Genomic DNA, 24,580 nt, shown 5'->3' with positions numbered 1-24,580 from the left:
TGAGGCAAGGCAACGAGTGAAGAGCATAGTTGTTCTACGGTTAAGCTCGTTAACAAAGCGTCAGAGTCGCTAAAACTCGCCATTCTGGAGCGTTTTTGGCTGCCTACATCAGCGTTGAACAACTTTACAAGGGAATAGCCATTCTTACAGATATTCGCCTTGAATTAATTTGCCAAAAACCGCTCTGAGTAGATCAACTTCTTATACTGATTGGTATTACTCGAGAGTTTGGCCATTATTGGATAAAAAAACTCGCCATTTGGCGAGTTTTTAAAGCCTGATTTGTAATCAGGAAAAGTTACACTGAGAATGGATATTTAATCGCCTCGTGGTGTTCATAACCTGTTACTTCAAAGTCATCCATAGTCACCCAAGTCTCAAGATCTTCTAGTGACTTGATATCAGGGTTAATCACTAGCTTCGGCGAGGAGAGCGGCTCGCGCTTAATCTGTACATCTCGCATCAGTTCTAACTGATCTTCATAGATATGCGCGTTAACAATTTTATGGAATGCGGTTCCCGCTTTATGGCCAGTAATTTGTGCCATTAACGCCAATAGCGTAAATACCTGAACCTGGTTGAAGTTCAGTCCTAAAGGCACATCACATGAGCGTTGAAAGCTAGTAAGGTGTAAAGTATCACCCAGCAATGAGAAGTTATGAGTGTGCATACAAGGCCTTAAACACCCCATATGAAATTCACCCGGGTTATAGAAGCTCAAGATCTCACCTCTATCATCAATTCCCTTAGATAGGTCATCTACAATTTTACGTAACTGGTCGATAGTGCCGCCATCTGGTTTGCTCCATGCACGGCCCTGTACACCATAGACTCGGCCCATGTCATCAACACCTTTACGGTGTGGATTATTCAACCAAGCTTGATTGTCGTTAGCATTAGCGTTCCAAGTATTACAGCCTATTTTTCTAAAATCAGCGGCATTATCATAACCTCGGATATAACCCAGCAGCTCAGCGATTGCAGCCTTATAAAAGCTTTTCCGAGTAGTGATAAGTGGGAATTCATTTTTATCGACGTTATAAACCAGATCAGCATTAATAACGGTAAGACAACGTTTACCGGTGCGGCTATTCTCAACCCAAGTCCCTTCATCAATAATACGCTGACAAAGATCTAAATACTGTTTCATGATTATCTACCTATAAAAAAGAGTTGCTGAGCTGACTCTCAGCGCTAAACGAGAAAATACTACCAATAATTGCTCAGTAGAACATTATGCTAAAACAAGTTTCAAACCGACAAGGGCGAGGAATATAGCAAATACCTTCTTTAACTTTGCAGTAGGGAGCGTCGTTGCCGCCCTAGCGCCCAACGGAGCCATCAACATCGATGTCGATACGATACCAATAAGTGCTGGCAGATAAATATAGCCCAGAGTCCAGTCGGGTAAGCTTGGGGCATTCCAGCCAGCCAATGTATACCCAATACTACCAAACGAGGCGATGAGTAACCCTGTCGCCGACGAAAAACCCACGGCAAAACGCATCTGCAGGCCGCACCAAGTTAAAAATGGAACTAAGAGTACTCCACCACCAATCCCCATTAGAGCCGCGATAACGGCAATGATTGTTGCAGCAAAAAACAAGCTCATCTGGCCGGGCATGTTGTGGTTTGGTTCAGCTTTAAATGGGTACGCCATCTGTACCGCCATCAAGATAACGAATACAGCAAAGATTTGCTGCAGTGATTTAGCGGCAATCATCTCTGAGATAAAACCCGAACATAGAGCCCCCAGCACAAAACCGGGCAACATAGGTTTCAATAGCGACCAAGGTATATTTTCTCGCTTATGGTGAGCACGAGCAGAAGAGAGAGAGGTGAGAATAATTGCCGCTAAAGAGGTCGCAATAGCGACATGGGGTAGATTATCTGACGTTATACCAGCCTGGGGAAGAATATGCAGCAAGGCTGGAACTGCTATCAGCCCCCCGCCGATCCCCAAGAGCCCAGCCATAAAACCGATCACCGCACCTAGAATAAGACAAATACACAATATATATAGCCAGCTTTCCACAAGCGCTACCTTTAGTAGTTATTATTTATCAAGCTTAAAACAATCAAGATGGAGTTCATAGAGCATAAGCCCTTTTAACTTAATACTGACGCAAGACCCTTTTGCTCACAGTATTGAGCCACTAGCAACCTCACCTCTTCGCCACTATTAAGCTTTAACGCCTCACCCAGTAACTGATTCAACTCTGTTTGGGAAACACGCCTTAACAGATAATTAATCCGCGCTAAGCTTGCTTGGTTCATACTAAGTTGATCATAGCCCATTGCGACAAGTAACATGGCGCCAATCGGCTCACCCGCTAATTCCCCACAGACACTAATCGGCAATTGATGCTCGCCACAGCGTTCGACGGCAAATTTAAGCGCTCGGAGTACGCCAGGGTGATAGCTATCAAATAATGGGCTAACACTGGGGTTATTGCGGTCGACAGCCAATAAGTACTGAGTCAGATCGTTCGATCCCACAGAGACAAAATCCACACGTTTAGCCACTTCATCTAGCTGATACAACAATACTGGTACTTCGAGCATAATACCCACTTTAGGCATAGTAATGCTCTTGCCAAGCTCAGAAGTCAGCTCTTGACAAGCTTGCTCTAAATAGATCAATGATAAATCTATCTCTTCAAGATTACTGACCATCGGCAGTAATATATGCAGCTGCTCAGTGTCAATAGCCGCCTGTAACATTGCTCTAAGCTGAACGAGGAATAACTCAGGATGATCCAGCGATAATCGTATGCCACGCCAGCCCAAAAACGGGTTATCTTCAATAATAGGGAAGTAATCGAGCGGTTTATCCCCTCCAACATCAAGGGTTCGCATCACCACAGGCTTATTACCCGCCGCCTTTAAAACCTTGCGATAAATTTCTAGCTGTTCTATTTCTCCAGGGAAGCACTGTTTGAGCATAAACAGGATCTCGGTGCGATAGAGCCCAATCCCATCAGAGTCGGCACCGGTTTCAGAGTCGACACTACTCAACAATCCACTATTGATGTAGAGATAAATGCGCTTGTTATCGAGGGTAACCGCTTTAAGAGATAACTCTTGCGCATATTGTCTTTGTTGCTCTTCTTGCGCCGCAATTAAGCTTCGATACTCAGATAATACTAACGCTGAAGGTTCAATGATAACCTGACCACGATTGGCATTGATAATGATCTGCGACTTTTCGATATTAGCGCTTAAAATACCTTCGACACCAATAATTGCAGGTACCCCCATCGCCCTAGCTAAAATAGCCGCATGAGAGTTGGCGCCGCCAAGCTCGGTTACGATCCCCGCCAACTTTTGTCTAGGAAATTCTGCTAACAGAGTTGTACTGGCTTCACGAGTAATCAAGATCACCGGTGTTTCTGGCTCTAAAAAAATCTTATCAGGTTCGATCAACTGCCTAAGAACGCGCTGACCGAGATCTCTAATATCATTAGCTCGCTCTTTTAGATAAAGGTCACTCATCGAGCCAAAGTGTTCTATGTACCGCTTAGATACCTGACAAACAGCGGTTTCAGAACTCCAACCCGCTCTAACCTCTTCAATGTATTCACCGCCCAAACTGGCCTTCTCAAGCAATAACAACAGCGCTTTAAAAATCGATGCGGCTTCTTCATCTTTCTCCCTGTCGAATCGCTGAGATAGACCGACGAGCAAATCTTTGCAGCGGTTCATCGCATCTTGAAGGCGTTTCTCCTCCTCTTCTATTGAGTTTGCACGCTGCAAAGCAAGATCAAACGAGATCTGCCCCCCCAACATCAGAGCTTTTGCAATCGCAATGCCTTTTGAAGCTTGAGTGCCAGTATAATATCGCTGCTGTAGGCTACTGCTAGACTTTGCTCTATGGGTTAGCCCTTTAATTGCAACAGCCAACTGAGCGGCTAGCGTCATTAAGAAGGCTTCTTCTCCCTCACTAAACTGACGAGCTTGAACTTGCTGAACCACGATAACGCCAATAACCGACTTTTGATATACGATTGGCACTGCGAGAAAAGCACTATAAGCTTCTTCAGCCACTTCAGGGAGTAGTTTAAATCTAGGGTGGGATGGTGCATCGGCTAAGTTAATTGCCTCTTCTCGCTGAGCAACTAAGCCAACTAAGCCTTGTGTAACGGGGAGTTTAACACGATTAACAGCCGCAGGGTCTAGGCCGTCCGTTGCAGAAAGAACGAGTTGTTGCTCCTCTAATATATAGATAGAGCAACACTCTGTAGCCATAGCTTGTTTGGTTTGCGTAACAAGTAGCTCTAACGCGTATTGAAGATCGCGTGAAGACGCTACTGCCTGTGTAATATCTCTCAGTGTTTTTAGCACTACCGCAAACCTCCCTTATTTAGCTTCTGCGCATACCTCGTCTTCTGTTATTCGACTCTTTAACCTGCAAAGGCAAAGTGGTCGCAGCGAACTCTTTCATCACTTTTCGGTAAACATCTCTCTTAAAAGAAACAACTTGTCTTACGGGATACCAATAACTGACCCAACGCCAATCATCAAATTCTGGATGACCGCTGGCATTGAGATCAATAGCGTTTTCGGCACTTTTCAATTGCAGCAAAAACCACTTCTGTTTCTGCCCTATACACACGGGTTTACTATCTTGTCTGATTAACCGCTTAGGTAATCGGTAGCGTAACCATGATCGCGTCGATGTTAGAATTTGCACATGTTCTGGCTTTAATCCTACTTCTTCGTATAACTCTCGATACATGGCTTCTTCTGCTGACTCTCCATCGTCAACGCCACCCTGAGGAAATTGCCAGGAATGTTGGCCAAACCGTCTTGCCCACATAACCTGCCCAAAGCGATTACAGATAATGATGCCCACATTTGCGCGAAAGCCGTCACTATCAATCACATGGACTCCGAACTATTAACTATTAATCTTTTGATTGTTTCATAAAGCGTGTCCGGCGGCAAATATCAGTTACCCACAAACCTTTGGATAAAATGTCTTTTAACCCAACCTTATCAACAGAGAGGTAAAAGGATAACTGATGATATCCACAGAAACTGTGGATATCTCTGTTGGAAACTCAATTAAAGTCTAATAACTTATGCTTTTGCCATTGGTTTAATAATTTTACCTTAGTTACGAAAATAGTTTTAAAATTATAAAAAACATTAGCTTAGCATGCAGCGAAAAAACCAGTCTATCAAGCCAACACACAAGCGCTCAAAATTTAGCCAGCCAATTTAATTGGTGGAAATAGCCCATTAGCCGAAAGGTGTTATTCACAAGTGCAATAGTTTTCCGCTTAAAAAAAGCAAAAAAACCCCGTGTAATTAGATTGACAGATCACATTTATTACAGTAGTTGTTGAAATAATTTAAGTTATCCAACAAATCTGTGGATAACTATGTTGGAAAAAGAGGGAAAGCAGTGGTGTAACTTATCACAAACAGAACTCAAAATATAAAACACCATCAAGATCCGCATTAAATTCACTAACTTAAGTGTTCTTTTTAAAGTTATCACCAAGCAAATAAATAGTTGTTTGTTTTTTGCGCGCATTTGATAAAAGGCGCTATTTAGGTAAAATTGTAGTTATGAAGAAATCACTTAGCTCTCCAAATAGCATCGATGAGTTGATGCAACGCGCTGAATCAATGGCAGGTTTAACACTAGGGCAACTTGCAGATTATCACGAAATTGAGATGCCAAATGACTTGAAGCGGCATAAAGGCTGGGTTGGTCAGTTAATAGAACTGGAACTCGGCGCCTTAGCGGGCTCAAAACCTGAGCAAGACTTTGTGCATTTGGGCATAGAACTTAAGACAATTCCAGTTAGTCGACGAGGAAAAGTGTTAGAAACCACTTATGTAACCGTGGCGCCGTTAACCAATATTCAAGGGTTAACTTGGGAAAATAGTGTGGTTTGCCACAAGCTACAACGGGTATTGTGGATCCCAGTGCAGGGTGACCGAGAGATCCCCTTGTCCGAGCGCCAGATAGGCTCGCCCATTTTATGGCAACCATCGCTTGAAGAGCGTGAATTACTTAGGCAAGACTGGGAAGAGATCATGGAGTTAATAGCTATGGGTCAAGTAGATAAGGTCACAGCTCGCCATGGAGAAGTATTGCAGTTACGTCCTAAAGCGGCTAATAGTCAGGTCGTCACAGATAGCATTGGCCGCGATGGACAGCTCACTCAAACTAATCCCAGAGGCTTTTATTTAAAGACCCAATTTACTCAAAGAATACTTTCACAGTTGCTTTAAGTCGTTTTTTGGCCGAAAACCACACTTATTTGACTTAGATCACAAATACTACTAGTCAAACTAGGGGAATGTTCTATAAAATAACGCTCCTAAAATTATGTAGTATTTGGATACCCCTTTAATAGTGAAAGCACATATACAAGCGAAGAAATTAGCCTTTGCTATATTCGCTTGGACCTCGGCCATGGCGGCTTTCGTATTTTTTAGATACGCGCAAACTCCAGAACTTCCACAGTGGGCCATTGGTTCCGCTGATTTAGCCACGCTTTCTATTTATATGGGTATTATTTTCGGCAGCCTTCACTGGATGTCAAACTTGATTGCAGATTTTAGTGCTATCAACCGCTTACCTTATGTTTTTTCAGTCATATTCAAAGGCCTATTTTTATTACTAGGCGCAACAACGCTGGCCTATATCACCCAATATCTCAACATGTGGGCCATCGAGAACCATATGACCACACTGCGCCAAATGTTAACTGCGCACATTCTTTATAGCCCTTCATTCCAAGCTTTGATTGTCTACTTAGTCGTGGTTCGCGTGGGGCTCGCATTTATTGAGCAGATGGCATTATTGGTTGGCCCAAGAGTGTTATTTAATATCGGCTTAGGTAAATATCATAAGCCTAGGTATGAACAGCGACTATTTCTGTATTTAGACATGGTGGCATCAACCACCCATGCAGAATCGCTCGGAGATTATCGTTTTAGCCGCTTAATTCAAGACAGCTTTAGTTTATTGGCCGATACAGTCACCAATAACGAAGCCGAGATCTACCGTTATATGGGTGATGCCGTTCTTATCTATTGGCCTCTAAAAGACGGTATAAAAGAAGACAGATGCTTTAATATTTATTATGAGTTTAGCCAGCAACTAAGTTGGCAAAGACGCTACTTTGAAGAGCAGTATGGCTTTGTGCCAAAATTTAAGGCTGCTGCCCATTGCGGTCAAGTCGTAGCAGCCGTTGTTGGCGTACAAAAGCAGGAGATCAGTTTCTTTAGCGATGTGCTCAACACCTTAGCTCGATTACAAGATCAATGTAACCCACTCGGTCAGCGTATGTTGATTTCAGGCTCGCTACAATCGCGCCTTGAATACAGCGATTCAAAATACAATCTGAACAGCTTAGGGCCTATCAAGCTTAAAGGTAAGCAACACTCTATCGAAGTGTTTGGCGTTACACCTAAAAATAGCTAAATCTTAAAAAATAAAAAGCCGATAATCATATCGGCTTTTCTGTTTTAGCAATCCCAGCTAACTATTCATCATCTTGCTCTAATAACTTTTGGATCTCTAGCCCCATGGTTCTAAAGGTCAAAATACGGCTAGAGGTTTGGCGCCAAACCAAACCAATATCTCGGTATGGCGTTTCACCTGGCGGGGCCATAGTGATTAAATCGGTATTATTTAAAATACCCGCATCGATAGCCATCTGGGGTAAGAACGTTGTGCCGAGCTTACAGTTAACCATTTGCACCAAGGTGTGTAAACTCGTTGCCGCAAATGGGTTAATTTTAACACTCTCGCCTAACTGACAAGCCGTAATCGCATGACCCGTTATACAATGCTCAGCTTGCAGTAAAAATATACTTTCATCCGGCAGATCTTGGTAGTCGATGGGTTCATGGATCTCATCGCTCAAATCTTTATGCACCACCATTTTGAACGGATCGATCCCGACCTTCATCCTATGGAAGCCGCTGGTATCGACTGGAAGAGCAAGCAATAACAGATCCAGCTCACCTTTCCCTAAGGCATCAATCAGACGTTCGGTTGTGTCTTCCTTTAGAAACAGCGTCAGTTCAGGATAAACTTGTTTGCAATGCTGAACAACATTGCTCAGTAAGAAAGGCGCGATGGTAGGAATACAACCTAAACGGATTTCTCCCGTCATAGGCTCACCTTGATGCTTAACAAGTTCAACGAGATCATCAACATCGGTCAACAACTTACGAGAACGCATCACCACTTCCTCACCGATCGCGGTAAAGATAAATGACTTATGGTCACGCTCGATCAACTGATGGCCTAACTGCTCTTCAAGGTTTTGAATCCCACTCGACAAAGTCGACTGGCTAACGTGGCATATTTTAGCGGCTCTGTTGAAGTTCTGCTCTTGATGTAGATTCACCAGATAAAACAGATTCTTTAAACTGGGTAGATGTTTCATAAAATAGATTACCAGTGACATAATTTATCTAATCGTTCAATCTAACTCTATCATAAAACCCTAAGCTAACCCGGTTTTTGAGCGGATAGACTGTGAACTGAATCAAAAATGTACAAGATATTCTTCTGTAAACTCCAGATAAAAAAATAGCGCAGTGGATAAATCCAAACTGCGCTATCAATTTTGAAGCTAGGTCAATTAAGCCTTAGACTCCAAATATTCTTTTAATTGCTGTAGATCTTTTGATGCATAGGCAACAATTTCACTCAACCATGCAGCATGCCCTTGTTCCCACCCAGCTTCTTCACCATGTTGTAATAACTGGGCATATTGCTGAATACGTTTAAGGCCTACAGATCCTGCAGCACCTTTGAACTTGTGCGCTTCGCTGCAAAGTGTATCTTTATCGTTTGCTTCCTGTGCACTAACTAGGTTGCCAACATACTCGGGCATAAGTTGTTCAAATAAAACGACGCTTTTAAGTAGCGTACCGGCACCAATTGCACTGCAGTACTGCTCCAGTGTATTAAGATCTAGGATTGATTCTAGTTCAGTTGCTGCCATTTAGGCACCTCTCAAAATATTGTCGTGTATACAAAAACCAATTTTACCACATAATACCCGCTATAATCACAGGCGCAACACCTAGCGTCGCATGAGCCTCAAAAAGCCCTTAAATTTAACCATTTAACAACATAAAATCAAACAAAAGCACTCAAGTCTCACGATTTACCAGCCTACAGTGACAGTTCGTTATTCAACCAAGAGCACTGTGGGATCTTGCAAAGGCTCAAGATATGTCCCCTGGCCACCTTTGGCTTTAAGATCGTCAACAATTGCAACTAAACCATTCCAACGATAGGCACACCAGTCTGGCGCTAACAACATAGGTTTCTTCGCATAAGCCGTCACTCGGTGAAAAATCACCTCCTTAGGCGTCCAGCGTATCAGTTCACCGACGCTATAGGCATAAGTCTCTAATTCAAGCAGGCTCATCTTATTGTTACGCCAAGCTTTTGCCATGGTGCTCCCCTCGACAATATGTAAAGGATGCAACTTCAAGCCATCGACGCCAACGGCTAACACCTTGTCTAGGGTTTCTAGATAGTCTTCATGACCCTCACCAGGCAAGCCGAGGATTAGATGAGTGCAAACTTTTATTCCTAAGCGGCGTGCACGCTTTACGGTATCTTCGTAGGCGGCAAAATCATGACCTCGGTTTATCTTCTTAAGGGTTCTGTCATTTGCCGATTGTAACCCTAGCTCTAGCCATACATCGACGCCATCGTTTTGATAGCCCACCAATAACTCTAGCACCTCATCGGGAACACAATCGGGACGAGTACCCACACACAAGCCGACAATATCGCTATCTTGAATCGCCTCATCATACTTTTGCTTAAGGACGAGATACTCATCGTAAGTACTGGTATAGGCTTGAAAGTAGGCGATGTACTTAGACGATTTAGTTGACAGGCGCTCTCTGCCTTGAGCCAATTGCTCTTGAATAGATAGCTCGGTCTTGTGCTCATGACTGAACGAAGCCACATTACAATAGGTACAGCCGCCCTTTCCTAAAGTGCCATCGCGATTTGGACAAGTAAACTTGGCATCGATTGTCAGCTTACGGATCCGCTCGCCATATTTTTGCTTACACACACCACCGAAGGTATTAACGAAACTATCCAGTCCCAACTGTTCTATCACCTAGTAAAAAAATTTGCGTTATTTTAACCAGTTCTTAGAAACATTAATTAGCGCTAGCTCAAATAACCGTAAGACAGCATAGAGGCTGGTACAGACTTTTCACTCGCCTTGCTTTATATATTAACAGCTGCTTATGCATAAATAAGCAAAGCACTAAGTGACTACCATTTCACTGTATCTGCAAGAAAAATCACTTTATTGAAAACAGACATAATCAACATTTTCGTTACACCTCTACTGGCTATTACCCATACAAATATTAAAATTCTTTTTATTCAGAAGGTTATACGAGAGCTTTTACAGTTTACGTTAAGGTAAACCAATTGGAACTGGCGTATAAAACAAGAGTTAATAGTTAGTTTTTATGCAGTAATTAGGTTTGACCTTTAATACTCTTGAGGTTAATTTGATTGATTCGGGTGCATATCTATCAATATTTTTTGCTTTATCTCCCGAGTAGTATCAGTCGAGGTTAGGGAGTGTAGTAATGAGCTTATATCATCCAAGTTTTGAGCGGGACAATTGTGGATTTGGGTTAATCGCCCAGATGGACGGTGAACCAAGCCACCGTATTGTACGTACCGCGATTCACGGCCTAGACCGAATGAAGCATCGTGGTGGTATCGCAGCAGATGGTCGAACAGGTGATGGCTGTGGACTATTAATGCAATTACCAGTAAATTTCTTTAAAGCGGTCGCCGAAGAAAATGGTTGGCACCTTAGCCGTCGTTTTGCTGTAGGCATGCTATTTCTTAGTCAAGATACCGTTTTAGCTTCTCAAACCAAGCAACTACTTGAACAAGAACTCCAGAAGGAGACCTTAAGTGTTGCAGGCTGGCGAGATGTGCCAGTTAATACTGATGTACTTGGCCCCATAGGTAAAGCGAGTCAACCACAGATAGTTCAAGTATTGATTAACGCCCCTATTGGTTGGCGAGAAAAAGACTTAGAACGACGCCTATATATGGCAAGACGACGTGTCGAGCAGCAGCTTACCCACGATAAAGACTTCTATGTAGCGAGTCTTTCAGGACAAGTCATCGTCTATAAAGGCCTGATGATGCCCGCAGATCTGCCCGCTTTTTATAGCGACTTGGCAGATATCCGTCTACAAAGCGCAATCTGTTTATTCCATCAACGTTTCTCAACTAATACCTCACCCAAATGGCCATTGGCTCAGCCATTTAGATACTTAGCTCACAATGGTGAAATCAACACCATTACCTGTAACCGTCAATGGGCAAGAGCACGTGCCTATAAGTTCCACGCACCACTGCTACCCGATTTGCAGCAGGCTGCACCATTCGTAAATGAAACCGGATCCGACTCATCTTCATTAGATAATATGCTTGAAATGCTGCTCGCTGGTGGCATGGACTTGTACCGAGCCATGCGTCTATTGATCCCACCAGCATGGCAGAGTAACCCTGAAATGGATGCGGAGTTAAAAGCCTTTTATGATTTTAACTCCATGCATATGGAGCCCTGGGATGGGCCAGCGGGGATCGTGATGACCAATGGCCGCCACGCAGCCTGCGCCGTTGACCGTAATGGTCTGCGTCCATCGCGCTATGTCATTACAAAAGACCGTATTTTAACACTGGCATCAGAGGTTGGGATCTGGGACTACGCTGCAGATGAAGTGATCGAAAAGGGTCGTGTCGGTCCCGGCGAGCTATTGGTACTCGATACCTTAAATGGTCAGCTCTACTCCTCGTTTGAGATTGATAACGACCTAAAGCGTCGCCACCCATACAAAGAGTGGATGGCCAAAAACAGTAAGGTACTTAAACCTGCCGAAGAGTTCGGAGCTAATGATCAGGGAAAACGAGAGTTTGATGATGCACAGTTACTGCAATATCAAAAACACTTTGGCTATTCTCGTGAAGAATTAGAACAAGTCATTTGGGTGTTAGCTCAGAAAGGCGAAGAAGCCACAGGCTCTATGGGTGATGACACGCCTATGGCGGTTTTATCTAAAAAGTCTCGTACCATCTATGACTATTTCCGCCAAAAGTTTGCTCAGGTAACCAATCCCCCTATCGATCCACTGCGTGAAAAACACGTGATGTCACTAACCACTTGTGCGGGTCGTGAGCAAAACCTATTTAACGAGACCACAGGTCATGCTTATCGAGTGATGTTTAACTCGCCAGTGCTGCTGTTTAGCGACTTCAATCAGCTGATGGCATTAGACAGTACTTACTATCGTGCTAATACCGTCGACTTGAACTATGACCTTAGCGAAGGCTTAGAAGCCGCGATTAAACGCATCTGTGATGAAGCTGAACGTTTAGCTCGCTCTGGAACCACATTATTAGTGCTTTCAGACCGGGCCACTGCCAAGTCAAAGCAAGTGATCCCCGCCGCAATGGCAGTCGGTGCAGTGCAACAGGTGCTGGTCAACAACAGTCTACGCTGTGATACCAACATCATAGTTGAAACCGCATCGGCAAGAGACCCACACCACTTTGCCGTGCTGCTTGGGTTTGGTGCCACCGCGATCTACCCTTACCTAGTTTACGAGTGCATCTCAGAACTTGCCAAACGTAACGGAGTTGAAAACACTCGCGACCTAATGCTTAACTTCCGTCATGGCATAGACAAGGGTCTGCGTAAGATCATGTCGAAGATGGGAATTAGCACCGTCGCATCTTATCGTTGTAGCCAGCAGTTTGAAGCGGTAGGCCTTGCAGACGAAGTGGTTGAGCTTTGCTTTAACGGCGTGATTAGCCGTATTCAGGGGGCAAACTTTGAATTGATTGAGAAAGATCAGCAGATCTTGCACAAGAGTGCCTTTATAGCTCATCAGCAACTGCCACAAGGTGGCCTACTCAAATACGTTGAAGGCGGTGAATACCACTGCTTTAACCCTGATGTGGTCAACACGCTTCAAGCTAGCCTAAAAGACAAAGACTACCCAAGTTATAAGCGCTTTACAGAACTTGTCGACAATCGCCCTATTGCCACCTTGCGTGATTTAATCGAAATCAAAGGTGAGCTTGCCCCCATTGAGCTAGACGCAGTCGAAGCGGCTAAAACCCTCTACCCTCGTTTCGATAGCGCGGCCATGAGTATCGGCGCCCTTAGCCCTGAAGCTCACGAGGCATTAGCCGTCGCCATGAACCGCTTAGGCGGGCGCTCAAACTCAGGTGAAGGCGGTGAAGATCCACGTCGCTTTGGCACCGAAGGGAACTCAGCTATCAAGCAGATCGCATCGGGTCGTTTCGGCGTCACCGCCCACTACCTTGTGAATGCTGAAGTGTTACAAATCAAGGTCGCACAGGGTGCAAAGCCCGGTGAAGGTGGCCAACTTCCAGGTGATAAAGTCAGTGTTGAGATTGCCGCGCTGCGTAATGCGCGTCCAGGAGTAACCCTGATTTCACCGCCGCCCCATCATGATATCTACTCTATCGAGGATTTAGCGCAGCTGATCTTCGACTTGAAACAGATTAACCCTAAGGCGCTTGTGTCGGTCAAACTGGTTTCAGAGCCTGGCGTCGGTACCATTGCCACTGGCGTAGCCAAAGCTTACGCCGATATGATCACCGTCTCAGGTTATGATGGTGGTACGGGTGCAAGCCCAATTACCTCGGTGAAATACGCCGGTAGTCCATGGGAGCTCGGACTTGCCGAGGTTCATCAATCACTGGTTGAAAATGGCCTACGTCATAAGATCCGCTTACAAGTTGATGGTGGTTTAAAAACGGGTAAGGACGTTATTAAGGCGGCTTTACTTGGTGCAGAAAGCTTCGGTTTCGGTACTGTGCCCATGATTGCACTCGGTTGTAAGTACCTACGTATTTGCCACCTTAATAACTGTGCAACCGGTGTTGCCACTCAAAACAAAACGCTTCGTAACGAGCATTACCACGGCTTACCAGAGCGTGTAATGACTTACTTTGAATTTGTTGCGCAAGAGATCCGTGAATACATGGCTGCTCTTGGTGTAACTGAATTCGAGCAAATGGTCGGTCGAAGTGACTGGTTAGCGGCAATTGAAGGCGAAACAGCTAAACAACAACATCTTGATTTAGCGCCTATTTTGTATCGTCCTAAGGTGCCTGAAAGCTCTGCCGTTACATGGCGTGAAATCAATCAGCCATCAGACAAGGGCCTATTAAACCAACGTTTAGTTGAAGACTGTAAACAAGCAGTCAATGCCGGTGAATCCATTTGTGAGATGTTCAGCATCAACAATACCGACCGTTCAGTAGGTGCGAGCCTGTCTGGCTATATCGCGACCCATGTAGGGCGAGATGGTGCTAAAGCCCCTATCACATTGAAGTTTAACGGCAGTGCAGGCCAAAGCTTTGGTGTATGGAACGCACCGGGACTTGAGCTAATGCTTTGCGGTGATGCCAACGATTACGTCGGTAAAGGCATGTCGGGTGGTAAGATTTGTGTCTATCCACCACTGGGAAGTCCCTTTAAGAGCGAGCGCTCGGCCATTTTAGGTAATACCTGTTTATACGGGGCCTCTGGCGGCAAGTTATTCGCCTCAGGTAAAGCCGGTGAGCGTTTTGCGGTGCGTAACTCAGGTGCCATTGCCGTTGTTGAAGGCCTAGGTGATAACGGCTGTGAATACATGACGGGCGGCATTGTGGTTGTGCTAGGTAAAACGGGTGTGAACTTCGGCGCAGGTATGACTGGTGGCTTTGCCTATGTATTTGACCAATTTGGCCGCTTTAGCCGCCGAGTCAATACCGAGATGGTTGACACACACAAAGTGCAATCGCCTATACATCAGCAACATCTACGCGATCTGATAGAGCAGCACGTCAAAGAAACCAATAGTGATCATGCCAAGAAGATCTTGAGCGATTTCGAAAACTGGCTAGATTGCTTTATTTTAGTGAAACCCAAAAGCGTTGAACTAGACGATCTATTAAAGTTAGAGCAATCAGAACCTGCACTAGCAGTCAGAGCGGGGTAAGTAAAAATGAGCAATGATTTTCAGTTTCTTGAAGTGGGCCGCAAAGACCCAGCTAAACACGCCGCCAAACAACGTGCAACGCAGTTTATTGAGATTTATCAACCTTTTGCCCAACCTCAAGTTAAAGAGCAGGCCGACCGTTGTTTAGACTGTGGTAACCCATATTGTGAATGGAAATGTCCACTGCATAACTACATCCCTAACTGGCTTCAATTAGCTAAACAGGGGCGTATTATGGAGGCAGCGGATTTAGTCCACGAGACTAATACCCTACCGGAGATCTGTGGCCGTGTTTGCCCACAAGATAGGCTCTGTGAAGGGGCCTGTACCCTTAACGAAGAGTTTGGCGCAGTCACCATCGGTAATGTGGAAAAGTATATTACCGACACAGCTATCTCACAGGGCTGGCGCCCTGATCTGTCAATGGTCACACCGCGTAAAGAGCGCGTGGCTATTGTGGGTGCGGGGCCAGCTGGTCTTGGCTGCGCCGATATCTTGGCCCGTAACGGCGTAAAAGCGGTGGTGTTTGATAAAAACGTGCAAATTGGTGGTCTACTGACCTACGGTATTCCCTCATTCAAGCTTGATAAAGAGGTGATGCAGGTTCGCCGCACCGTGCTTGAAGGAATGGGCATCGAATTTAAGCTTGGCGTTACCGTTGGCAAGGATATCGACTTTAAAGAGTTAATCGAGCACTACGATGCCGTCTTTCTCGGTATGGGTACCTATACCGCCATGAAGGCAAACCTGCCTGGCGAAGATGCTAATGGGGTGTATCAGGCGCTACCTTACTTGATTGGTAACACCCATAACGTTATGGGCACCGAGTGTATTGAGACCCCCTATCTCAGCCTTAAGGGCAAACGCGTCGTCGTGCTAGGTGGTGGTGACACCGCAATGGACTGTGTCCGTACTGCGGTGCGTCAGGGAGCGACTCAAGTCATCTGTGCCTATCGCCGCGATGAACAGAATATGCCGGGCTCTCGCCGTGAAGTGCAAAATGCTCGCGAGGAAGGCGTTGAGTTTCTATTTAATCGTCAACCAACGGCAATCAAAACTGTCGATGGCAAGGTGGTGGGCATCGAGTGCATCGAGACCCAGCTCGGTGAAGCCGATGAAAGTGGACGTCGCCGCCCAGAGCCAATAACGGGGAGTGAGCAAGTGCTCGATGCCGATGCCGTCATTATTGCCTTTGGTTTCCAACCTAGCCCAGCAACGTGGCTAGGCGACTACAATATCGAGATCAATGATTGGGGCTTGGTCAAGGCGCCAAAAGTCGCCGATAATCCATTCCAAACCAGCAACCCGAAGGTGTTTGCTGGCGGCGATATGGTGCGAGGTTCAGACCTGGTCGTTACCGCTATTGCAGAGGGGCGCGATGCGGCTATGGGAATTTTAAATTACTTAGAAGACTAATATTTTAAAAGAGGTTTATAGAGGATGTTTAAAAGAGGTTTATAGAAGGCTGACTTGAATGAAAGCTTACTTATAAACCTCTAGCCTAAAACATTGGCGATTTAGAACTCTGGTTTGAATCTAATACAAAAGTTGCTTGTGATTATGCGCTCCCGATGGAGCGCCTTTTTTATATTTAGCGGCTTGCCTCCTATCACTCTCTTTCTCCCTCTATCACCGTCAGCCCATCAGTCCCCTTTAATCATCCCAAGCTGAATATCAGCCTCAAAAAAAACGGATAACATAGTCATACCATTAACCACTAACCTGCACTCACAGGATCTCAAACCAAGCCATTCTGATAAAGATTACAGTTGAAACTAATTTTTATTAAAAATTAATTTACATCTCATCTGACCTCTGCGAACAAAATTAAAGCGAGTTATTTACTCTAAAATAAACATGCACTTGCGCGTAAAAAGCTCCGAACACAAATCACCAAACCAAATCTGTGAACCTTGTCGCATTTTTACATAAAGCTTGATCGTTACAACTCTAACCATTAGAGTTGTTATTAATTGAACGTTCAATCAACAATTAAAAATACAAAACAGACACAAAAGCAGACGAAAAATAACAATAAGAATTAAACACAGGAATTTGCTCTTTTATGCCGCGCCCGCCAATGAAAACCGTTCGACAACAACAGCTCATCGACGCCACTCTTGTCTCTGTTGAGCGTCACGGCTTACACAACACCACCATCAATACCATTAGCGGTTTAGCAGGCTTGTCTTCTGGATTAATTAGTCATTACTTCGGTGGTAAGCAAGAGCTCATTGAAGCCACGCAAAAGTACCTGCTAGAGCAACTAAAACAAGCACTGTTGAGCCGCACGACAGACAGAGCACTGTTACCGATCGAGCGACTGCATGCCATTGTGGAAGCTAACTTTACCGAGCTACAACGCTCAAGGTCCGCCACTAAGACTTGGTTAAGCTTTTGGTCACAAGCCATGCATGAGCAAGGCCTTGCCAGACTACAACACATCAATAGCCAACGTTTATATAGCAACCTCCTGTTCTCTTTCAAAAAACTTCTTCCTAAGGCCCAAGCCGTTACCGCAGCCAAACAAACCGCAGCGATGATCGATGGTTTTTGGCTACGAAGTGCATTAAGCCCAACGCCAGAGAATGAGTTCCAACAGGCCCAAATTCTATCTAAAGCCTTTATCGAGGCAGTGATCATGCAGTACGGAGAAAACCGATGTCACTAGTCGTTTACCCCAATTATATCCACGGCAAAGCACTCAACAATTCCACTGGCGAAACCTTCGAGGTCATCAATCCAGCCAATGGAGAGGTGAGCTATTTAGTCGAAGTCGCCGATGATAAGATCCTACAAGCCGCCATTGAAAGCGCTAAAGTCGGTTTCGAGATCTGGTCGAAAATGCCCGCCATAGAGCGAAGCCGCATTCTACTTAAGGCCGTTGCGCTGCTGCGTGAGCGCAACGATGAGTTAGCCGCCATTGAAGTACAAGACACAGGAAAGCCTTGGCAAGAAGCCTCAGTGGTCGACGTTGTCACAGGCGCCGACTCTATCGAGTTCTTTGCAGGCCTAGCGCCCAGTATCGAAGGTAATCAACAGACCGTAGGCGATGACTTTTATTACACTCGCCGTGAACCTCTGGGTATTTGCGCCGGTATTGGCGCATGGAACTACCCGCTTCAAATCGCTTGTTGGAAATCCGCACCGGCACTCGCCTGCGGTAACGTGATGATCTTTAAGCCATCAGAGGAAACGCCCCTCGGTGCACTAAAACTGGCTGAGATCTTTACCGAGGCTGGAGTACCTAATGGTGTGTTTAACGTCGTTCAAGGCGATGGTCGTGTTGGCGCTTGGCTGACCAATAATGATGAGATTGTTAAAGTCTCATTCACTGGTGAAGTCGGTACAGGCAAGAAAGTGATGGCTGCAGCGGCAAGCTCGCTCAAAGAGGTCACCATGGAGCTAGGGGGGAAATCGCCGCTTATCATCTTCAATGATGCCGATATCGACAATGCCGTTTCAGCAGCCATGTTAGGTAACTTCTACACCCAAGGTGAGATCTGCACTAACGCTACCCGCGTATTCGTGCAAAAAGATATTTACTCGCAATTTATCGCAAAGCTACTGACTCGCACTAAAAACAATATCGTCTGTGGCGATCCAATGGATCCTGAAACCAATTTTGGCGCGCTTATCTCAAAGGCTCACCAAGACAAGGTTCTGAGCTATATAGAGATAGGTAAGCAAGAGGGCGCCGAGCTACTCGCTGGCGGCCATGCATTAACCCCTGAAAATAGTCCTAATGGTTATTTTGTCGCACCCACCATCTTTGGCAACTGCACCGACGAGATGACTCTGAGCAAAGAGGAGATCTTCGGCCCAGTGATGTCTGTACTGCCCTTCAATGATGAAGAGGAAGTGGTTAGCCGCGCTAACGATACCCGTTTAGGTTTAGCGGCAGGCGTGTTTACTCAAGACATTACTCGTGCCCATCGCGTTATTCATCAGATGCAAGCGGGCATTTGCTGGATCAACGCCTATGGCGCCTCACCCGCCGAGATGCCAGTAGGTGGTTACAAGATGTCAGGGATTGGCCGCGAAAACGGCAGCGAGACCCTAAAAGCTTACACCCAAATCAAAGCCGTATACGTGGGTATGCAGCCTCTTGAAAGTCCATTTTAAGGAGCAGACATGACCATAACCAATCCACAATACGACTATATTATCGTTGGCGCTGGTAGCGCTGGTTGCGTGTTAGCTAACCGTTTATCAGCCGACTCGAATAACCGCGTACTGCTGCTGGAAACTGGCGGCAGCGACAGGAGCATCTTTATTCAGATGCCTACCGCGCTATCAATCCCGATGAATACTAAGAAGTACGCTTGGCAATTTGAAACCGATGCAGAGCCCTATCTAGACAACCGCCGTATGCACTGTCCACGCGGCAAAGTATTGGGCGGCTCATCATCGATTAATGGCATGGTATATGTGCGCGGCCACGCTCGTGATTTTGATGAGTGGCAAGAGCACGGTGCAAAAAACTGGGATTACGCCCACTGCCTACCTTACTTTAAGAAAGCCGAAGACTGGGCATTTGGCGAGGATGATTATCGCGGTAACGATGGCCCACTTGGGGTCAACAACGGTAACGAGATGAAAAACCCGTTGTATAAAGCCTTTGTCGCCGCGGGTGTTGATGCTGGTTACCTCGCCACTGACGACTATAACGGTGCTCAGCAAGAGGGCTTTGGCCCTATGCATATGACGGTTAAAAATGGCGTGCGTTGGTCAACGGCTAACGCCTACCTAAGACCAGCAATGCAGCGTGAAAACCTCACCGTGATCACCCACGCTCAGGTGCACAGGGTGCTGTTTTCAAGTAAACCTGGTGAAGCCAACAAAGTCGTGGGAGTACGCTTTGAGCGTAAAGGAAAAATGCGTGAAGCTAACGCCAGCAAAGAGGTGATACTGTCTGCAGGTTCAATCGGCTCGCCGCATATCCTACAGCTCTCAGGTATTGGCGCCAGCGATACCTTAGCCAAGGCTGGCATCGAGCAAGTACATGAGCTGCCTGGTGTCGGTGAAAACCTGCAAGATCACCTCGAGTTTTACTTCCAGTTTAAGTGCCTTAAGCCAATATCGCTCAACGGTAAACTCGACCCACTCAATAAGCTGTTTATTGGTACTCGCTGGATCTTAAACAGATCAGGGCTCGGCGCCACCAACCATTTCGAGTCTTGCGGCTTTATCCGCTCAAAAGCGGGTCTCGAATGGCCCGATCTGCAATACCATTTTTTACCTGCAGCGATGCGATATGACGGCAAAGAGGCCTTTGCAGGCCATGGTTTCCAAGTACACATTGGCCACAACAAACCTAAGAGTCGCGGCAGTGTAAAAGTGGTTTCAAACGATCCCAAAGTCGCCCCAAGTATTTTGTTTAACTACCTATCTCATCAGGATGATATCGAAGGCTTCCGTGCCTGCGTTCGCTTAACCCGTGAAATCATCAATCAACCCGCTCTGGATGAGTACCGCGGTGAAGAGATCCAGCCCGGCACAGCAGTACAAACCGATCAGCAGATAGATAGCTTTGTAAGAAGCACGGTCGAGAGCGCCTACCACCCCTCTTGCACATGCAAGATGGGCGAGGACGAGATGGCGGTTGTCGACTCAGAAACACGAGTTCATGGAATACAAGGGCTTAGAGTAGTTGACTCCTCTATTTTTCCGACGATTCCAAATGGCAACCTGAATTCACCGACCATCATGTTAGCCGAGCGTGCCGCCGACTTAATCTTAGGTAACACGCCACTCGCGCCAAGCACTGCAGAAGTGGTCATTAGCCAAGATTGGCAACAGCAGCAAAGGCAAAGGCCACCAGCAAGATAAATGCTTCGGCTTAGCTCATGCACAAACGCATTAGTGCACTAGTGCTGTACATGGGCTAAGCCAAGCCCCTCCACAAACGAGGTGAAGATGTTCGGCATTCCTTCTGCTGCCTCTTCAAACTGTTTATGTATAGGCCCTGTCAGCCTAAGCCTTAGCGGCTAAATGGCATTAACCGCCACGTTTAATTTATCAAACCTTAACTGTCGTTAAAGCGGCAATTAAGGCTTGAGGGATTTTTGCGGCCAAAATTTGACTGCAAGCGGGCATAACTAAAATAAAAACAAGGACTAAAAGCATGCTTTTTAATAAAAAGGTTTGTACTCAGAATACGCTAGGAGCTCAACTATGACCACTTGGCTGACTATAGGAATATTATTTACGTTCGCCGCCATCGCCTTCGTGATCTACCGCTGGGGTAACGTCAAGTGTGTAGGCGTCACACCGGTGCGCACCTTTACCTTTATCGCCATCCTGTTTACCTCAGGTTTGGATGTGGGTTTAATCATGTTCCCACTAACCGAGTTTGCTGGTTACGCAGACTTAAGCGCGAGCCCCGAGTATGGCTTTACTAATCCATTAGCGATTGAGTTTGGTTTCTGGGCATTTTTAATCTGGGCATTTTACTTCTTAACCTGCTTCTATTTTTGTGTGATAGAGCCTAGGGTCAAGTTCTTCGAGATCCCAGTCATTAAGTTCATTAATAACTTAGTGATTATCGGCACCTGTGCCTTCACCGCTTATCTGCTATTGACCAACTTACCTTGGTACCTGCCAGAGATGGGTGATGGCGAGTCAGTGGTGAGCAGCTTCTACCTAATTGTGTTCGTGATTATCGCCGCTGCCGTGTACTCAAGTACTAGCATCCGTTATGTGCGCATTCTGAGCTTAGCTAGCACTTGGTTATTCCTAGGCTTAATCGTGTTGATGTGGGCTGGCGCATTTATGTCAAAAGAGTCAGGTATGGGTGAGTTCGTTAACACCTTCTCCCTGATCGGTGATTACTTTGGCAATATCCATCACTTCGTCCTGCCGATGAATGATTACCATGAGTTTTACCTATTTTGGTGGTTCGCTTGGAGCATCATGATTGGTCAGTTCACTTCACGCTTTGTGGGCGGTATGAAGACCTATCAAGTACTGATTGCCATGATGGTATTTCCGTCCTTGCCTATCGCCGTGTGGTTTACGGTACTGTACTACTACAGCGCAAATGAAATCGCCACTACAGGCTTCTATAACCTCGCGATGGTGATGGTAGGCGTTACCTTCGTGGTTAACTCGCTCGACTCGTTAATTCGTCTCTATACCGACAACCTAAACCTAACCGTTGAGCGCTTCGGCAAGACTAAATACATCATTGGTAACCTCGCCTTAATGAGTGGTCTCACCCTGCTGTTCCAGCTGAATTTCTTAGAGATCCAGTGGGTTGGCGCACTGGCTATCGGCCTCATCTTAGGCTGCTTCGGTTACATCTTAGCGACTAAATATAAGAAAGTGGCCGCGATTGAGCACTCACCAACAGAAAACAAAATCGACTTTAGCAAAATTGAATTAGCTAACTAAAAAGAAGAAAGGAAAATGATGAAAACAACAATTAAAAATCTTGCGCTACTGGGCCTCATCGCATTGCCAACAACGGCAATGGCTAACGTGAGCTCAACGATTAATGCCACTTCTGATTACACCTTTAACGGTGTAAGCCAAACAGATAACGGCCCCGCGCTGCAGGCAAGTCTAGATTACGCCGCCGATACTGGTTGGTATGTGGGCACTTGGGCATCGAATGTGGATTACGGCTCAGGTGATGACACTTGGCTAGAGCTAGATTTTTACGGCGGTATGTTTTTCCAGTTAAGCGAAAGCGTGTCGCTTGATGCGGGTATCGCTTATTACACTTATCATGGTGATTCGTTCTCAGATGAATACCAGTATCCAGAGGTGTACACTAAATTTGGTTATGGCTCATCTGTTGGTCAAACAGAGCTTAACTTCTGGTACACATGGGATTACTTCGGCGTTGATGCAGGTCATTACATCATGATGGCGGCGCATACATTTACGATTGCCGAAGGTCATGACATCCGCATCAGCTTTGACCGTTCAACATCAACAGATGTGAACAAGTGGTCTTGGGATGGCGATAAAGCTTATAACCATTACCGCGCAGAATACATGACGAGCTGGAAAGGTTTTGACTTTAACCTAGCCGTTGAAGATACCAGTATGGACATAGATACCGCCGATACTCGCGCTGTACTATCGGTCGCAAGAACCTTTAACTTCTAGACGGTTTAACGCCCGTCGAGTAACAAGTGCAAGCTTGCAGCTAAACTAAATTGTGCGGTATAACGCTGATCGTTATACCGCACTTTTTTAATCGCTGCGATGAACAGCAAAGCTATTAATTCAAAACTTAACGGCACAGGTACAGGCCTTTTGACCAAGGAATACAGATGGAAAAATATGAACAGCTATTGATTTCGCTGCGCCGAGTGATCCGAGCGATTGATATTCACTCACGCCAACTGAACAAGCAATCAGGCTTAACTGGACCGCAGTTGATGGTGATGCAAAGTATTGAACAGCTTGAAACGCCGCTAGCGAAAGAAGTCGCTAAAGAGGTCGCACTTAGCCCTGCAACAGTGACGACAATTATTGATAGGCTAGAAAGTCGTGAACTCGTCGTTAGAACCCGCAGCGAAACTGATAAACGCAAAGTAATCCTATCACTGAGTGAAGCAGGTAAAGCATTACTGAGCAGCTCGCCTAAGCCATTACAAGAACACTTTATTACACGCTATCAAAACCTTGAACAGTGGGAGCAGAGCCAACTGTTATCATCAGTTGAGCGCATTGCCGCCATGATGGATGCCAATGAGCTAGATGCAGCACCCGTACTGTTGGTGGGGCAAATTCAAGCTGATGAAGCGCTTTAGCCTTACGGCACTTCGCTTAAGTTATAAACTTAATTTTGTAGGCCTTAATTTTTGTAAGTATTAGCTTTGTAAGCTATTAGTTTTGAAACATTAGTTTTGAAACATTAGTTTTGAAACATTAGTTTTAAAGCATTTTACTCATAAAGCTGCTGTAGGGATCCTGCTTATAATCGCCAAATGGTGAGCACTCGGTAAAGCCAAACTGCTCATAGAGTTTACGAGCAGGTATAAAGGCATCCATAGAGCCAGTCTCAAGGCTGAGTCTTTGATAACCTCGCGCTCTTGCCTCAGCGATAATATGCGCCAGAAGCGTTTGCGCGACGCCTTGACGAAGAAAGTTGTTCGATGTTCGCATCGACTTGATTTCACCGTGAGTACTATCCAGCCGTTTAAGTGCGCCGCAACCCGCCAGTTCATCTTCGCACCAAAGGCTCCAAAAGGTAACATCGTCAGCCTCAAGTCCAGATACATTCAGCGCATGCACACTCTCTGGTGGAGAGTGTAATGCCATATCCTCATGGTGCTCTTGTAATAGCATCAGCACCTGCTCACTGCGCAGTTGCCCTACTCGAATCTGCATTTTTGTCTCAATTCTCAGGTGTTACGGCCATTTTTTGGGGTTAAAGATATCCAATGCCCATTGATAATGCTCATTGATATCATTCCGATTGATATAATACCGATTCGTACTAGGTCACTTGGCTACTAATATTACAGTGACTCGTCTCTGTTACATATGGTGATAGTGA

The 24,580-nt window shown here is 45.6% G+C and carries 18 protein-coding genes; 10 read left to right on the top strand and 8 right to left on the bottom strand.

Features of this window, described 5'->3' with window-relative positions; translation table 11 throughout:
• Positions 1 to 298 precede the first annotated feature (298 nt).
• The 4 genes from SHAL_RS05435 to rppH all read right to left on the bottom strand — a co-directional run bounded on the left by SHAL_RS05435 (position 299) and on the right by rppH (position 4,885).
• Positions 299 to 1,150, bottom strand: coding sequence for a thymidylate synthase (locus SHAL_RS05435; RefSeq protein WP_012276186.1), 852 nt, complete (start codon positions 1,148 to 1,150; stop codon positions 299 to 301).
• Between the two features lie 84 nt (positions 1,151 to 1,234).
• Positions 1,235 to 2,035, bottom strand: coding sequence for a sulfite exporter TauE/SafE family protein (locus tag SHAL_RS05430; RefSeq protein ID WP_012276185.1), 801 nt, complete (start codon positions 2,033 to 2,035; stop codon positions 1,235 to 1,237).
• Between the two features lie 74 nt (positions 2,036 to 2,109).
• The gene (gene ptsP, locus SHAL_RS05425) at positions 2,110 to 4,344 is read right to left on the bottom strand and encodes a phosphoenolpyruvate--protein phosphotransferase (protein ID WP_012276184.1); all 2,235 of its coding nucleotides are present in this window, start codon (positions 4,342 to 4,344) and stop codon (positions 2,110 to 2,112) included.
• 19 nt (positions 4,345 to 4,363) lie between these two features.
• The gene (gene rppH, locus SHAL_RS05420) at positions 4,364 to 4,885 is read right to left on the bottom strand and encodes an RNA pyrophosphohydrolase (RefSeq protein ID WP_012276183.1); all 522 of its coding nucleotides are present in this window, start codon (positions 4,883 to 4,885) and stop codon (positions 4,364 to 4,366) included.
• 692 nt (positions 4,886 to 5,577) lie between these two features.
• Between rppH and mutH the strand changes: the two genes are divergently transcribed.
• Complete coding sequence (mutH, locus tag SHAL_RS05415; RefSeq protein ID WP_012276182.1) at positions 5,578 to 6,249, top strand: DNA mismatch repair endonuclease MutH; 672 nt, start codon at positions 5,578 to 5,580, stop codon at positions 6,247 to 6,249.
• 124 nt (positions 6,250 to 6,373) lie between these two features.
• Positions 6,374 to 7,447 (top strand): adenylate/guanylate cyclase domain-containing protein, encoded by a 1,074-nt coding sequence (locus SHAL_RS05410; protein ID WP_012276181.1) that lies wholly within the window; start codon positions 6,374 to 6,376, stop codon positions 7,445 to 7,447.
• A gap of 61 nt (positions 7,448 to 7,508) precedes the next feature.
• Here SHAL_RS05410 and oxyR read toward each other — a convergent pair whose 3' ends face one another.
• From oxyR to mnmL, 3 genes are all read right to left on the bottom strand, one after another.
• Positions 7,509 to 8,420: a hydrogen peroxide-inducible genes transcriptional activator OxyR gene (gene oxyR, locus SHAL_RS05405; RefSeq protein ID WP_041416269.1), complete on the bottom strand. Its 912-nt coding sequence runs from the start codon at positions 8,418 to 8,420 to the stop codon at positions 7,509 to 7,511.
• Between the two features lie 198 nt (positions 8,421 to 8,618).
• On the bottom strand, positions 8,619 to 8,984 hold the full coding sequence (locus SHAL_RS05400; RefSeq protein WP_012276179.1) for an Hpt domain-containing protein: 366 nt from the start codon (positions 8,982 to 8,984) through the stop codon (positions 8,619 to 8,621).
• A 189-nt stretch (positions 8,985 to 9,173) separates the two neighbouring features.
• On the bottom strand, positions 9,174 to 10,115 hold the full coding sequence (mnmL, locus tag SHAL_RS05395; protein ID WP_012276178.1) for a tRNA modification radical SAM protein MnmL/YtqA: 942 nt from the start codon (positions 10,113 to 10,115) through the stop codon (positions 9,174 to 9,176).
• 499 nt (positions 10,116 to 10,614) lie between these two features.
• On the opposite strand from mnmL, the gene gltB reads away from it, so the two are divergent.
• The 8 genes from gltB to SHAL_RS05355 all read left to right on the top strand — a co-directional run bounded on the left by gltB (position 10,615) and on the right by SHAL_RS05355 (position 23,831).
• Positions 10,615 to 15,063 carry a glutamate synthase large subunit gene (gene gltB / locus SHAL_RS05390; protein ID WP_012276177.1) on the top strand — a complete coding sequence of 1,483 codons (4,449 nt, stop codon included), beginning with the start codon at positions 10,615 to 10,617 and terminating at the stop codon, positions 15,061 to 15,063.
• A gap of 6 nt (positions 15,064 to 15,069) precedes the next feature.
• Positions 15,070 to 16,479, top strand: coding sequence for a glutamate synthase small subunit GltD family protein (locus SHAL_RS05385; protein ID WP_012276176.1), 1,410 nt, complete (start codon positions 15,070 to 15,072; stop codon positions 16,477 to 16,479).
• 649 nt (positions 16,480 to 17,128) lie between these two features.
• Positions 17,129 to 17,734: a transcriptional regulator BetI gene (gene betI, locus SHAL_RS05380; RefSeq protein WP_012276175.1), complete on the top strand. Its 606-nt coding sequence runs from the start codon at positions 17,129 to 17,131 to the stop codon at positions 17,732 to 17,734.
• On the top strand, positions 17,725 to 19,188 hold the full coding sequence (gene betB / locus SHAL_RS05375) for a betaine-aldehyde dehydrogenase (protein ID WP_012276174.1): 1,464 nt from the start codon (positions 17,725 to 17,727) through the stop codon (positions 19,186 to 19,188). The genes betI and betB overlap by 10 nt, the downstream gene beginning before the upstream one ends.
• Before the next feature lie 9 nt (positions 19,189 to 19,197).
• The gene (betA, locus tag SHAL_RS05370) at positions 19,198 to 20,895 is read left to right on the top strand and encodes a choline dehydrogenase (protein WP_012276173.1); all 1,698 of its coding nucleotides are present in this window, start codon (positions 19,198 to 19,200) and stop codon (positions 20,893 to 20,895) included.
• Positions 20,896 to 21,240: 345 nt separating this feature from the next.
• On the top strand, positions 21,241 to 22,458 hold the full coding sequence (locus SHAL_RS05365; RefSeq protein WP_012276172.1) for a choline transporter: 1,218 nt from the start codon (positions 21,241 to 21,243) through the stop codon (positions 22,456 to 22,458).
• A gap of 18 nt (positions 22,459 to 22,476) precedes the next feature.
• A complete protein-coding gene (locus SHAL_RS05360) occupies positions 22,477 to 23,181 on the top strand; it encodes a TorF family putative porin (protein WP_012276171.1) in 705 nt (234 codons plus the stop codon).
• 167 nt (positions 23,182 to 23,348) lie between these two features.
• A complete protein-coding gene (locus tag SHAL_RS05355) occupies positions 23,349 to 23,831 on the top strand; it encodes a MarR family winged helix-turn-helix transcriptional regulator (protein ID WP_012276170.1) in 483 nt (160 codons plus the stop codon).
• Positions 23,832 to 23,955: 124 nt separating this feature from the next.
• On the opposite strand, the gene SHAL_RS05350 is transcribed toward SHAL_RS05355, so the two are convergent.
• Positions 23,956 to 24,411, bottom strand: coding sequence for a GNAT family N-acetyltransferase (locus SHAL_RS05350; RefSeq protein ID WP_012276169.1), 456 nt, complete (start codon positions 24,409 to 24,411; stop codon positions 23,956 to 23,958).
• Between the last annotated feature and the right edge of the window lie 169 nt (positions 24,412 to 24,580).

The organism is Shewanella halifaxensis HAW-EB4 (assembly GCF_000019185.1).
GTDB lineage: Bacteria > Pseudomonadota > Gammaproteobacteria > Enterobacterales > Shewanellaceae > Shewanella > Shewanella halifaxensis.
The sequence above is the reverse complement of the archived record's forward strand: the minus strand, read 5'-3'. Positions and strand labels throughout refer to the sequence as shown.